Source organism: uncultured Pseudacidovorax sp. (genome assembly GCF_913773995.1).
Lineage (GTDB): Bacteria > Pseudomonadota > Gammaproteobacteria > Burkholderiales > Burkholderiaceae_C > Xenophilus.
Window position 1 is genome coordinate 17378 of sequence record NZ_CAJYES010000105.1, and the last position, 12917, is coordinate 30294.

At 68.0% G+C, this 12917-nt stretch carries 10 protein-coding genes; 7 read left to right on the forward strand and 3 right to left on the reverse strand.

What is annotated here, in order from left to right; genetic code table 11:
• Window positions 1-122: 122 nt before the first annotated feature.
• From QZ772_RS09085 to clpB, 3 genes are all read right to left on the reverse strand, one after another.
• On the reverse strand, window positions 123-1469 hold the full coding sequence (locus QZ772_RS09085; RefSeq protein WP_295524967.1) for an amidase: 1347 nt from the start codon (window positions 1467-1469) through the stop codon (window positions 123-125).
• A 52-nt stretch (window positions 1470-1521) separates the two neighbouring features.
• On the reverse strand, window positions 1522-1869 hold the full coding sequence (locus QZ772_RS09090; protein ID WP_295524969.1) for a hypothetical protein: 348 nt from the start codon (window positions 1867-1869) through the stop codon (window positions 1522-1524).
• 154 nt (window positions 1870-2023) lie between these two features.
• A complete protein-coding gene (gene clpB, locus QZ772_RS09095; RefSeq protein WP_295524972.1) occupies window positions 2024-4645 on the reverse strand; it encodes an ATP-dependent chaperone ClpB in 2622 nt (873 codons plus the stop codon).
• A 251-nt stretch (window positions 4646-4896) separates the two neighbouring features.
• On the opposite strand from clpB, the gene QZ772_RS09100 reads away from it, so the two are divergent.
• The 7 genes from QZ772_RS09100 to QZ772_RS09130 form a co-directional block, all read left to right on the forward strand.
• Window positions 4897-5835: a Bug family tripartite tricarboxylate transporter substrate binding protein gene (locus tag QZ772_RS09100; protein ID WP_295524992.1), complete on the forward strand. Its 939-nt coding sequence runs from the start codon at window positions 4897-4899 to the stop codon at window positions 5833-5835.
• Window positions 5836-6050: 215 nt separating this feature from the next.
• Window positions 6051-6536, forward strand: coding sequence for a type IV pilin protein (locus QZ772_RS09105; RefSeq protein ID WP_295524975.1), 486 nt, complete (start codon window positions 6051-6053; stop codon window positions 6534-6536).
• Window positions 6536-7144 carry a GspH/FimT family pseudopilin gene (locus tag QZ772_RS09110; RefSeq protein WP_295524978.1) on the forward strand — a complete coding sequence of 203 codons (609 nt, stop codon included), beginning with the start codon at window positions 6536-6538 and terminating at the stop codon, window positions 7142-7144. The genes QZ772_RS09105 and QZ772_RS09110 overlap by 1 nt, the downstream gene beginning before the upstream one ends.
• Entirely contained in the window at window positions 7138-7614 is a 477-nt protein-coding gene (gene pilV / locus QZ772_RS09115; RefSeq protein ID WP_295524981.1) for a type IV pilus modification protein PilV, read from the forward strand. The genes QZ772_RS09110 and pilV overlap by 7 nt, the downstream gene beginning before the upstream one ends.
• Window positions 7611-8807 (forward strand): PilW family protein, encoded by a 1197-nt coding sequence (locus tag QZ772_RS09120; RefSeq protein ID WP_295524984.1) that lies wholly within the window; start codon window positions 7611-7613, stop codon window positions 8805-8807. The genes pilV and QZ772_RS09120 overlap by 4 nt, the downstream gene beginning before the upstream one ends.
• Entirely contained in the window at window positions 8801-9433 is a 633-nt protein-coding gene (locus tag QZ772_RS09125; RefSeq protein WP_295524986.1) for a hypothetical protein, read from the forward strand. Before QZ772_RS09120 ends, QZ772_RS09125 begins: the two co-directional genes overlap by 7 nt.
• A partial coding sequence (locus QZ772_RS09130) for a PilC/PilY family type IV pilus protein (RefSeq protein ID WP_295524989.1) occupies window positions 9430-12917 on the forward strand: 3488 nt, incomplete at its 3' end. The genes QZ772_RS09125 and QZ772_RS09130, both read left to right, overlap by 4 nt.

A 12917-nucleotide genomic window follows, 5' to 3' on the forward strand; every position in this document is an offset into this window, starting at 1 on the left:
GCCCGGCAAAGCCGGTTCCGCGGATGTCTGCGCGTGGCCTGCTCCGCGGCCGCCTGAACGGCGGGAGCGGCAAGCCGTCGGCGGCGCTTTCGGGGTCGTGGATCTGACCGGGTCAGGCCTGCTCAGGCCAGCGCCGCCTCCACCGCCAGCGCGGCCGCCGCCAGCCGCGCGTCGTCGCCGCGCACCGAGGCGAGCATCAGCCCCACCGGCAGTTCGCCCGGCGCCTGACAGGGCAGGCTGAAGGCGCAGCCGTCCAGGAAGTTGATCGCGAAGGTGTTGCGCAGCAGCAGACCGTTGGCCTTGAAGAAGGCCTCGTCGCTGGCCATGAGTTCGTCGATGGCCGGCGCGGTGATCGGCACCGTGGGACAGACCAGCGCATCGAAGCCTTGCAGCGCGGCCTCCATGCGCGCGATCCAGTCGCGGCGCGCGTCCTGCATGGCGATGTAGTCGGCCGCCCCCACCGACATGCCCAGGTCGATGCGTGCCGCCACGCGCGGGTCGTATTCGGCACGCCGTGCTCCGATGCGATGCCGGTGCACCGCCGCGGCCTCCACGGGCGAGAAGCCGCCAGGCGCGTTGATGCGGGAGATTTCGGTCAACTCATCCAGCGGCAGTTCGGTCACGCGCGCACCTGCCGCCGACAGGCGCGCAAGCGCGCGGTCGAAGGCGCGGGCCACGGCGGGCTCGATGCCGTCGAACATCAGCGAGGTCGGCACGGCCAGGCGCAGTCCGGCCACGCTGTCGCGCCAGCGCACGACGAGCGGCGTGTCGGCGATGGCGGCGTCCAGGGCCAGACAGTCCTCCACCGTGCGCGCCATGGCGCAGACGGTGTCCAGCGAACGCGCAAGCTCGAAGGCCCCGTCGCGCGGCGTGCGCGACTGCGTGCTCTTGAAGCCCACCAGCCCGCAGAGCGCGGCCGGGATGCGGATCGAACCGCCGGTGTCCGAACCCAGCGCACCCACCGACAGCCCCAGGGCCACCGACACCGCTGCGCCGCTGGAAGATCCGCCAGGGATGCGGGCCACGTCCAGATCCGCCGGATTGCGCGGCGTGCCGTAATGCGGATTGATGCCCACGCCGGAGAAGGCGAACTCGGTCATGTTCGTCTTGCCGACGATGGCGGCGCCGTGGCGCCGCAGCCGGGCCACCGCCGCAGCGTCGCTTGCGGCCGGCGACTCGCCCCGACAGGCGACCGAGCCCGCCAGGGTGAGCTCGCCAGCGACGTCGTAGAGGTCCTTGATCGACACCGGCAACCCGGCAAGCAGAGGCATCGGCACGCCTGCGGACTGCATCGCGTCAGCATGGCGAGCGGCCTCGCGCGCGGCGTCGGGGTACAGCCGCGTGAAGACGTGTTCCGCCGCACGCGTGGCAGCACCTTCGAGCACCTGCTCGACCAGCGATGCATGCGTGGAAACGCCTCCGGCGATGCGGCGGCGCAGTTCAGGGATGGGAGGAAGCGCGGAGGTCATGCGGGCGTTTCTAGCACGCCCCGGGTGCGGGTCGCGCCGCCCGCGAAGGCGATCAGTCGTCGCGGCCGACCGGGCGGGCGCTGACGTCGCTCACGTCCGAACCGAAGCCGCGCCGGCCGGCCGGCACCAGTTCGCCGCGGGCGCGGGCCGCCATCTCGTCGGCGGCCGAGCGCTCCGGCTTGCGTGCTTCGGCCGCGGCACGGAAGCGCTCGAAGCCGGCGCGCGGATCGAAACGACCGCCGAACATGGCCGCCCCCAGCGGCGACACCGGCCTGCCGGTGAGCTTCGCCCACAGGCTCCGAACCATCAGCACGGCCGCCAGCAGCAGCGCAACCACGGCGAGGCTCGCCGCAAACACGAGGCCGATGAGGACGAGGACGATTCGGATCAGGAAGTTCATCATGAGAGCTTAGGCGAAGGCGGCACCCAGGGGTTCCGCATCGATACGAATTGAAAAGAAGCGCCCGGCGCCCGGCGTGCGCGCAGTTCGCAAAAGCAAGAAGGCCTGCGCCCTGAATGGACGCAGGCCCCCTGCCTCACGACACGCCTGGCACTCAGGCCGCCGCTTCGGCGCTTTCGCCCGCCTTGGCGAAGTGGAAGGCGCCCGGCTCGCGGATCGGGTCCACGGTCACGCGCACTTCGTCCTTCGGGCCGAAGCGGCCTTCGAGCAGCAGCTTCGACAGCGGGTTCTCGATGCGCTGCTGGATCGCCCGCTTGAGCGGCCGCGCACCGAACACCGGATCGAAGCCCACCTTGGCCACTTCGGCCAGCGCGGCCGGTGCCACGTCCAGGCCGATCTCCAGCTTGGCCAGGCGCGCCTTGAGCACCTGCAGCTGGATCGCGGCGATGGCCTCGATGTTCTTCGCGTCCAGGCCATGGAACACCACCGTCTCGTCGATCCGGTTCAGGAACTCCGGGCGGAAGTGGTTGCGCAGCTCGTCCCAGACCGCGTCCTTCACCTCCTGCTGGTCGCGTCCCGCCATCGCCTGGATGATGGGCGAGCCGATGTTGCTGGTCATGACGATCACCGTGTTCTTGAAGTCCACGGTGCGGCCCTGGCCATCGGTCAGGCGGCCGTCGTCCAGCACCTGCAGCAGGATGTTGAACACGTCCGGATGGGCCTTCTCCATCTCGTCGAGCAGCACCACGCTGTAGGGCTTGCGGCGCACGGCCTCGGTCAGGTAGCCGCCTTCGTCGTAGCCCACGTAGCCGGGGGGCGCGCCGATCAGCCGGCTCACCGAATGCTTCTCCATGAACTCGCTCATGTCGATGCGGATCAGGTGATCCTCGCTGTCGAAGAGGAAGCCCGCCAGCGCCTTGCACAGCTCCGTCTTGCCCACGCCCGTGGGGCCCAGGAAGAGGAAGGAGCCGGTCGGCCGGTTCGGATCCGACAGGCCCGAACGCGAGCGGCGGATGGCATTGGCCACCGCAGTGATGGCCTCGTCCTGGCCCACCACACGCTCGTGCAGCTTGTCTTCCATGCGCAGCAGCTTCTCGCGCTCGCCCTGCATCATCTTGGACACCGGGATGCCGGTCGAGCGAGACACCACTTCCGCAATCTCTTCCGCGCCCACTTCAGTGCGCAGCAGGCGGTTGCCGCTGCCCTTGCCGTCGGCGCCGGCCTCCTTGGCCTGGGCCTCCTTCAGGCGCTTCTCCAGTTCGGGCAGGCGCCCGTACTGGATCTCGGCGACCTTGTTGAAGTCGCCCTTGCGGGTCGATTCCTCGATCTGGAAGCGCAGCTTGTCGATCTCTTCCTTGATCTGCGCCGAGCCCTGGGCAGCGGCCTTCTCGGACATCCAGATCTCTTCGAGGTCCGAATACTCCTTCTGCACCTTGTCGACCTCCTGGTCGAGCAGTTCGAGCCGGCGGATGGAGGCCTCGTCGGTCTCCTTCTTCATCGCCTCGCGCTCGATCTTGAGCTGGATCAGGCGCCGGTCCAGGCGGTCCATCTGCTCGGGCTTGGAGTCGATCTCGATCTTGATCTTGGCCGCCGCCTCGTCGATCAGGTCGATGGCCTTGTCGGGCAGGAAGCGATCGGTGATGTAGCGGTTGGACAGCTCCGCTGCCGCGACGATGGCCGCGTCGGTGATTTCCACGCCGTGATGCACCTCGTACTTCTCCTGCAGGCCGCGCAGGATGGCGATGGTGTCCTCCACGCTGGGCTCGCCCACCAGGATCTTCTGGAAGCGGCGCTCCAGGGCGGCGTCCTTCTCGATGTACTTGCGGTATTCGTCCAGCGTGGTGGCACCGATGCAGTGCAGCTCGCCGCGCGCCAGGGCGGGCTTGAGCATGTTGCCCGCGTCCATGGCGCCCTCGGCCTTGCCGGCACCGACCATGGTGTGGATCTCGTCGATGAAGACGATGGACTGGCCGTCTTCCTTGGCCAGTTCGTTGAGCACGTTCTTGAGGCGCTCCTCGAACTCGCCCCGGAACTTGGCGCCCGCCAGCAGCGCGGCCAGGTCCAGCGACAGCACGCGCTTGCCCTTGAGCGAATCGGGCACCTCGCCCGACACGATGCGCTGGGCCAGGCCTTCGACGATGGCCGTCTTGCCGACGCCGGGCTCGCCGATCAGCACCGGATTGTTCTTGCTGCGGCGCTGCAGCACCTGGATGGCGCGGCGGATCTCTTCGTCGCGGCCGATCACCGGGTCGAGCTTGCCGATGCGGGCGCGCTCGGTGAGGTCCAGCGTGTACTTCTTGAGGGCTTCGCGCTGGCCCTCGGCGTCGGCGCTGTTGACCGACTGCCCGCCGCGCACGGCGTCGATGGCCGCTTCGAGCGACTTGCGGGTCAGGCCGTTCTGGCGGGCGATGTCGCCCACGCTGCCCTTGGCATCGGCGACGGCCAGCAGGTAGAGCTCGCTGGCGATGAACTGGTCGCCGCGCTTGATGGCTTCCTTCTCGGTGGCCTGCAGCAGGCGGCCGAGTTCGGGGCCGACCTGCACACCGTCACTGCCCTGCACCTGCGGCAGGTTCTTGACGGCCTGCTCGGCGGCCTGGCTCAGGCCGGGCACGTTGACGCCCGCGCGCTCCAGCAGCGGGCGCGGGCCATCGCTCTGGCGCAGCATGGCCAGCAGCAGGTGCGTGGGTTCGATGTAGGCGTTGTCATGGCCCAGGGCGAGCGATTGGGCGTCGACCAGGGCTTCCTGGAATTTGGTGGTGAGTTTGTCTTGGCGCATGGTGGTGAAAAACCTCCGGGTTGACGGGGAGATTGGGCTGCACCGGGGCGATTCAAGACCGCAGCCGGGCACATCTCTTGCGTTGGCTCAAACCTGTCGCATGATCCATTGGTGGAACCATGGATCATTCATTCAACAAACGCGTCGCACCCCTGTTCCCGTTGCGGGTACGCTCGCTTTTTTCCTTGGAGTTCTGCCCCATGTCCCTGCCTTCCGTTTTTCGTCCGGGCCTGATGCGCCGCACTTTTGCGATGGGCGCCCTGCTGGTCGCCGCCGGCCTGGCCCAGGCCCAGTCGACCGGTCCGATCCGCCTGCTCGTCGGATTTCCGGCTGGCGCCGGCACCGATGCGCTGGCCCGCACCATCGCCGACAAGCTCAAGGACGAGCTGGGCACGCCGGTGGTGGTCGAGAACCGGGCCGGCGCGGGCGGGCAGATCGCCGCGCAGTACCTGAAGACCGCGCCGGCCGATGGCCATGTCTTCTTCGTGTCGCACGACCACACGATCTCGATCCTGCCGGCCGTGACCAGGAACCCCGGCTTCAATCCCGCCAGCGACTTCACGCCGGTTGCCGGCATCGCCACCTTCTCCAACGTGCTGGCCGTCTCGGGCGGCACGCCCGCCAAGACGATCCAGGAATACGTCCAGTGGGTGAAGACGAAGAAGGATGGCAAGGACTCCATCGGCGTGCCCGCACCGGGTTCGATCCCGGTCTTCCTCACGCAGCTGATCAGCAAAAAGTACGGCATCGACGCACAGGCCGCCCCCTACCGTGGCGGCGCGCCCCTGCTGGCCGACATGATGGGCAACCAGATCGCCGCCGGCATCGCGGGCGCGCCCGATCTGATGGAGCTGCAGCGCACCGGCAAGGTCCGCGTAGTGGCGGCCATCGGCGCCAAGCGCGATCCGCTGCTACCGCAGGTGCCGACCTTCACCGAGCTGGGCTTCGACAATCTGGAGGACTATCCGTGGTATGGCGTCTTCGCACCCGTGGGCACGCCCCAGCCGATCATCGACAAGTTCGGCGCGGCACTGCAGAAGGTGCTGGCCCAGCCTGACACGAAGAAGAAGCTTTCCGACATGGCCCTTCACGTGAACTTCGAACCGCAAGGCCAGTTTGCCGGTCGCGTGCGCAGCTACACCCAGACCTGGGAACGCATCATCAAGGACAGCGGCTTCCAGCCCCAGTGAGCGCGGGCGGCGCCGCACTGGCGACCTAGCCTCCGCACACCGCCTTCCTCCAGCCCCGGGGCCCCGCCCCGGGGCTTTTTTCTTGCCGCTCGTCGCGCTTCCAAAACCGCCCGTCGGAATTGTCAATAAACGTCAACAGAAAGCGTTAACACCCGCCCGCGAGCGCGTTAAGTTCGAGGAATATTGCATTTGTTTGCAATATGAAGAACCTTGACGTGACCCCCTCGCACCACTCCCCTTTCCGCTTCGGCCGCACCCGCCGCGCTGCGCTCGCCGGCTTCACCCTCATCGAGGTGATGATCGTCGTGGCCATCGTCGGCATCCTGGCGGCCATCGCTCTGCCGGCCTACACCGACTACATCCGGCGCGGCCGCATCCCCGAGGCGACTTCGGCCCTGGCCGCCTTCCAGGGGCGGATGGAACAGTGGTTCCAGGACGCCAAGTCGTACAACCCGACCGGCACCACCAGCGGCTGCGGCGTGGCGGGCTCGACCATGAAGTACTTCACCGTGAGCTGCACGTCGAACAACGCCAGCACCTACACCGCGACGGCCGCAGGCATCAACGGCGGGCCCATGTCCGGCTTCTCGTACACCATCGACCAGGACGGCAACAAGACGTCGACCATCACGGGCGTCTCCGGTTGGACCGCCGCCTCGCCCAACAACTGCTGGGTCACCAACAAGGGCGGGATCTGCTGATGCGGCAAGGCCGGTGGCGAGGCACCTCGGGCATGAGCCTGATCGAGCTGATGGTGGGCGTGGCCTTGCTGGCGATCCTGCTCGCCCTGGCCATTCCGGCCTTCGGCGACTGGATGCGCAACGCCCGGCTGCGCACCACAGCCGAGTCGCTGCGCGCCGGCCTCCAGCAGGCGCGTGCGGAAGCCATCCGCCGCAACGCCAAGGTGCGCTTTCAACTGGTGACGACGCTGGACAACAGCTGTGCGCTGAGCACCAGCGGGCCCTTTTGGGTGAGCAATGCCGGCGCCTCCGTCTCGCCCGCCTCCGGCTGCGGTGGTGCCATCAGCACCACGGCCTCGCCCTTTCTGATCCAGAAGAGCCCGGTCGTGAGCAGCGCGACCGGCGACATCACGTTGAGCGCCAGCGCCGGCGTGATGGTCTTCGATCCGCTGGGCCGGATGGCTGCCACCCCGGCCGGGGTGGCAACCATCGATCTGGGCAGCAGCGGCGGCAGTTGCCTCGCCCAAGGCGGCAACGTGCGCTGCCTGCGCATTGCAGTGACGCCAAGCGGCGATGCACGCCTGTGCGACCTGACCCGCACCACCACCAACGACCCCATGAAATGCTGACACCGGTGCACATCCGCGCCCGCCGCGCTCGGCCGCAGCAGGGCGCCACCATCATCGAAGTGCTGGTCGCGCTGGCCATCTTCGCCATCGGCATGCTAGGCATCGCCGGGCTGTACGCCACCGCCGTGCGCCAGGCCTCGGGTGCGGAATACCGCACCACCGCGGCGATGCTGGCCAACGACCTGATCGGCCGGATGTGGATGAGCAACCGCGACGCCACCGCCCTGCAGGCCAACTACGGCAGCGGCAGCAGCGGCGCCGGCTACGCCAGCTGGCGCGAGGCCGTCAGCAAGTCGAGCCTGCCCGGCGCAAGCACCAGCGCGCTGGCGCCCACGGTCACTTTCAGCACCGTCAGCGGCGGCGGCACGCCGCCCGTCAGCACCAGCCTGGCCACGATCACCATCTTCTGGAAAGCGCCAGGCGATGCTACCGCGCACCAATACGTCGCCCTGGCGCAGATGAAGCCATGACCGCGATCCGCCTCTCCGTGCTTGCCCCGGTCACCAGGCATCGCAACCGCCAGCGCGGCTTCAGCCTGGTCGAGATCATGGTGGGCATCCTCATCGGCATGTTCGCGGTGCTGGTGATCCTGCAACTGCTGTCCTCCACCAGCACCCAGCAGCGGCTGGCCGGCAGCAGCGGCGATGCGCAGATCAATGGCGCCATCGCCTCGCACCTGCTCAGCCGCGAGCTGACGCAGGCCGGCCTGGGCCTGAGCGCCTACACGCTGCTGGGCTGCTCGCTGGGGTACACCACGACGGGCGACGGGACCGCGGTCACCCTGAGCGCTGTGGCCCCCGTGATGGTCAACCCTGCGACGTCGCTGGTGCCGTCGGGGGATGCGAACACCGACACGCTGCTGGTCATCGGCGGCTCATCCGGCAGCCCGTCGGAAGGAGACGCGACGCTGGCGGTGAGCACGTCGACCAGCCTCACGGTCAACACGCCCACCAGCTTCGCCGTCAACGAATGGGTGGTCGCAGCGGGCACCACGCGCGACAGCACCTCGGCCTGCGCGCTGCGCCTGGGCAAGGTGACCGCGATCGCTGGCTCCACGCTGACCCTCAGTTCCGCCACGGCCAGCCTGCCCATCAACAGCGGCGCCTACAACCTGGGCGCACAGCCGAGCATCCACGCCTTCGCCGTGCGCAACGGCAACCTGACCATGTGCGACTACCTGGTCAACAACTGCGGCAGCAGCAGTTCCACGTCCAACACCGCCGTGTGGGTGCCGGTGGCCAGCAATGTGGTCAGCCTGCGAGCGCAGTACGGCCGCGACACAAGCGTCAGCGGCACGCCACCCGGCATGGATGGCGTGGTCGACAGCTTCGACCAGAGCACGCCCGCCAGCGGCGGCACCGACCCGTTGTACTGCGGCTGGCTGCGCGTGATCGGGCTGCGGCTGGCGCTGGTGGCGCGCAGCCAGCAGTACGACAAGGCCCTCGTCACGACGGCGGCGCCGACCTGGTCGGGCTCCACGGCCAACCAGAGCACCACAACCAACCTCACCACCGTCACGCCCACCGCCGCAGCCATCGATCTCAGCGGCAACACCGAATGGCAGCACTACCGCTACAAGACCATCGAAGTGAGCGTGCCCCTGCGCAACATCATCTGGAACGGCAACCAGCAGACCTACCAGGGGGGGACCGTCAGATGCTGAGCACGCCACGGCCCCGCCGCGGCCAGCGCGGCTTCATCATGGTGATCGCGCTGGTGGCACTGGTCATCATGACACTGGCGGCCCTGGCGCTGATGCGCACCGTCTCGACCTCCGCCACCATCGCCGGCAACCTCGCCTTCGAACAGGCGGCAGCGACCTCGGCCGACCGCGCCGTCGAGGCAGCCATTGCCTGGCTGGAGAACAGCAACGGCAAGGCGAGCGTGTCGGGTCTGGGCACCTGCAGCCCCGGCACCACCGTGCTGGCCTGCGACCAGAAGTCGGCCGGCTACGCCGCCACGCGGACCGACCCCACCAGCAGCCAGACCTGGACCACCGTGTGGAACAACCTGATGACGGCGGGCTACACCGCCGTCACGCTGAACCCCGCGCAGGACAGCGCCGGCAACACACCCGCCTACATCATCCAGCGCATGTGCAGCATCGCCGGCGATGCCTCCAGCACCAACGGCTGCAGCGCCTCACCTCTGGCGCTGGACACCTCCAGTAGCCGCAAGGCCGGCAGCGTGGCGCCGCCGGCCAACGCCCAGGTTTACTACCGCATCACCGTCCGGGTCGCCGGGCCGCGCAACACCATCTCCTTCATCCAAGCCATGGTGGCTCTATGAACGCACCCCTTCGCCATCACGTCGCGCGCGCCCGGACCTGGCGGGTGCAACTGGGCCTGCTCGCGCTGGGCCTCATGGCGCCGGCGCTGAGCGCCGTCACGGACCTCGCTACCTCGCCACTGGAGACATCGACCGGCACGCTGGTCAAGCCCAACATCCTGTATGTGCTCGACAACTCCGGCAGCATGGTGTGGGACTTCATGCCCGACTGGGCGGGTTCCTACCGGAACAACGACACGCTGGTGCGCAACAGCCGCTTCAACGGCGTGTACTACGACGCGGCCATCACCTACACGCCGCCGCTGAAGTACGACGGCAGTCGCTATCCCAGCATGACGGCGGCCAACACCACGAACTGGACACGCGTGCCCTACGACGGCTTCGGCGCGATGTCGACCAGCAACATTCCGAACACGGGCACCGACAACCTCTTCACCGACCAGTACTCCGGCAGCACGCAGAACCTCACCGGCCAGGCCTACTACTACACCTTCGTGGCCGGCGAGTACTGCAGCGCGCCCAACCTGCGCACCTGCAACACCCAGAATGCGCCCTCGCCGACCTATCCATTTCCGGCCTACCTGCGCTGGTGCACCTCCGCGGCGCTGAACAACTGCCAGGCCTCGCGCATCGACAGCAGCAGTGCACCGGCCACCTACACCTACGAGCGGCCCGCAGGCATTCCGGCCACCGCCACCATTTCGGTCTCGGGCTTCGCCATCTTCACCAGCACCAGCGTCAGCAGCATCAAGGTGAACGGGCTGGAGATCCTGTCGGGCGCCACTTCGGGCAGCACCAGCCCATCGACCGTGGCCGCGCGCATCGCCAACAACATCAACAACTGCACCAGCACGGCCACGGGCAATTGCCAGGTCTCGGGCTACAGCGCGAGCGTGAGCGGCAGCACGGTGACCGTCAACGCGGCCAGCATCACGACGGCGACACCTGTGGTCAGCAGCTCGGGCATCCTGTCGGTCACGCCTTCCGCCTTCAGCGGCGGCACGCCTGGCCGCAACGTGCTGACGACGATCACGTCAGGCACCGACACCTACGTCTACCCCGGCACCACAAGCCGCGCCAGCACCCGCACCGACTGCGACACGAACGCCACCACCTGTAGCTACACGGAGGAGATGACCAACTTCGCCAACTGGTGGGCGTACTACCGCACGCGGATGCAGGCCATGAAGAGCGCCAGCAGCATCGCGTTCAACACCCTGACGGCCGGTTACCGGCTGGGGTACATGAGCATCAACGACAGCAGCAGCACCACCAACTTCCTGAACGTGGGGGACAACACCAGCAGCCAGAAGCAGCTGTGGTACAGCCGCCTGACCAGCGCTCTTCCCGGCGGCGGCACGCCACTGCGCTACGCCCTTTCGCAGGCCGGGCAGTACTACGCGGCGAAGGTGAGCAGCATCAATGGCGTGACCACGACCGATCCGATGCAGTACGCCTGCCAGCGCAACTACACGCTGCTGTCGACCGACGGCTACTGGAACGCCTCGTCCGCCACCGGGCAACTGGGCGTCACCGTCACGGGCGGCGCCATCGGCGACAGGGACGGCGCCGAGTCGCGTCCCTTCCTCGACGGCAACGCCGTCCCCGACACGCTGGCCGACGTGGCCGAGTACTACTACGTCACCGACCTGCGGTCCTCGGCCTTCGGCAACACCACCAACAGCGCCGGCACGGATGTCTCCAGCAATGCGTACGCCAACAAGCTGCAGAACATGGTCACGTCCACCATCGGACTGGGCGCCTCGGGCTTCATGCTCTACGACCCCGACTACGCCAATGCCACCAGCGGCAACTACTTCGACGTGGCCAACGGCACACTCACGAGCAGCAGCACGCAGGCGGCGGGCACCTGCATCTGGCAGAGCTCGGGCCGCTGCACCTGGCCCACGCCGGTGGGCGACACGCAGACAGCCATCGACGACCTCTGGCATGCCGCCGTCAATGGCCGGGGCACCTACTACAGCGCCGCCAACGCGGCCGACATCCAGAGCGGCCTGAGCAACTTCCTGAACACGGTGGACGCCACCACCGCCAGCTCCGCGGCCGTGGCCCAGAGCACCCAGGTGCTGACCACCAGCAGCAGCAACTACACGTACTCGACGACCTTCTGCTCGGGCAAGTGGTTCGGCGACCTCGCACGCTACCCGGTCGACGCGGCCACCGGCGCGACCGGGACCACGCCCGACTGGTCGCTCTCGGGTGCAGGCAACGACTGCGCGAGCAACTCCGGCACGCTCGCTACACCGCCGCTGCTGGACAACACGGCCTACACCGCACGCACCATCTTCACCTACGACGCCACCAACAACGCGCGCGTGAGCTTCGACTGGAATTCGCTCACCACGACGATGCAGGGCTACTTCCAGATTGCATCGATCTCCTCGATGTCGCAGCTGTGCACCGCCGGCACCAACTGCCTGCCGGCGGACCAGCGGGTGGACAGCACGCAGGCCGGGACGACCACCGGCGCCGGCGGCCTCAACCTGGTCAACTTCCTGCGCGGCGACCGCAGCAACGAGGGCACGCCGCGCACCCGCTACTACCGCTCGCGCACACATGTGCTGGGCGACATCGTCAACTCGACGCCGGTCTATGTGCAGGCCCCCGTGCGCAACTATGCCGACACCGGTTACGCGGCCTACAAGTCCGCCCAGGCCTCGCGCACCGCCATGATCTACGTCGGTGCCAACGATGGCATGGTGCATGCCATCAATGCCAGCACGGGTGCCGAAGGCTGGGCCTACATCCCCTCGGTGCTGCTGCCCAACCTGTACAAGCTCGCCGACAAGAACTACGCCGCCAACCACAGCTACTTCGTCGATGGCCAGATCACGCAGGCGGACGTGTATGCCAATGGCAGCTGGCGCACGATTCTGGTGGGCGGGCTGGGCGGCGGTGGCCGCGCCTACTGGGCGCTGGATGTGACCAACCCTGCCGCGCCCTCGGTGCTGTGGGAATTCGGCAGCAGCAGCGTGCTGCCCTCCAACCGGCGCGACGACGACGTGGGCTTCACCTACGGGTCACCGGTGGTCACCAAGCTGTCGGACGGCACCTGGGCGGCCATCGTCACTTCCGGCTACAACAACCTGTCGCCCGGCAGCGGGCAGGGCACGATCTGGGTGCTCAACGCCGTGACCGGCGCCCTCATCAAGAAGATCAGCAATGGCATGGGCACCAGTGGCACGGGCACGGTGACCGGCTGCTCGGCCGCGCCCTGCCCCAGCGGCCTGGCGCAGATCAGCGCCTGGACGGACAGCACCGTCGACAACACGGCCACCCAGGTCTACGGTGGCGATCTGTACGGCAATCTCTGGCGCTTCGATGTCACCGCCCTCACCGCGAGTGGCGGCACTGCGCCCGTGCAACTGCTGGCCGTGCTGACGGATTCCTCGGCCGCGCGTCAGCCGATCACGACCACCCCCGAGCTCGGCCTCGCCGCCGGGCAGCACGTGGTGTTCGTCGG

Excerpts from the sequence above, each read along its gene's own strand:
- QZ772_RS09085 (WP_295524967.1), bottom strand. The coding sequence starts at position 1,469 with ATGACCTCCGCGCTTCCTCCCATCCCTGAACTGCGCCGCCGCATCGCC.
- QZ772_RS09090 (WP_295524969.1), bottom strand. The coding sequence starts at position 1,869 with ATGAACTTCCTGATCCGAATCGTCCTCGTCCTCATCGGCCTCGTGTTT.
- clpB (WP_295524972.1), bottom strand. The coding sequence starts at position 4,645 with ATGCGCCAAGACAAACTCACCACCAAATTCCAGGAAGCCCTGGTCGAC.
- QZ772_RS09100 (WP_295524992.1), top strand. The coding sequence starts at position 4,897 with ATGGGCGCCCTGCTGGTCGCCGCCGGCCTGGCCCAGGCCCAGTCGACC.
- QZ772_RS09110 (WP_295524978.1), top strand. The coding sequence starts at position 6,536 with ATGCGGCAAGGCCGGTGGCGAGGCACCTCGGGCATGAGCCTGATCGAG.
- pilV (WP_295524981.1), top strand. The coding sequence starts at position 7,138 with ATGCTGACACCGGTGCACATCCGCGCCCGCCGCGCTCGGCCGCAGCAG.
- QZ772_RS09120 (WP_295524984.1), top strand. The coding sequence starts at position 7,611 with ATGACCGCGATCCGCCTCTCCGTGCTTGCCCCGGTCACCAGGCATCGC.
- QZ772_RS09125 (WP_295524986.1), top strand. The coding sequence starts at position 8,801 with ATGCTGAGCACGCCACGGCCCCGCCGCGGCCAGCGCGGCTTCATCATG.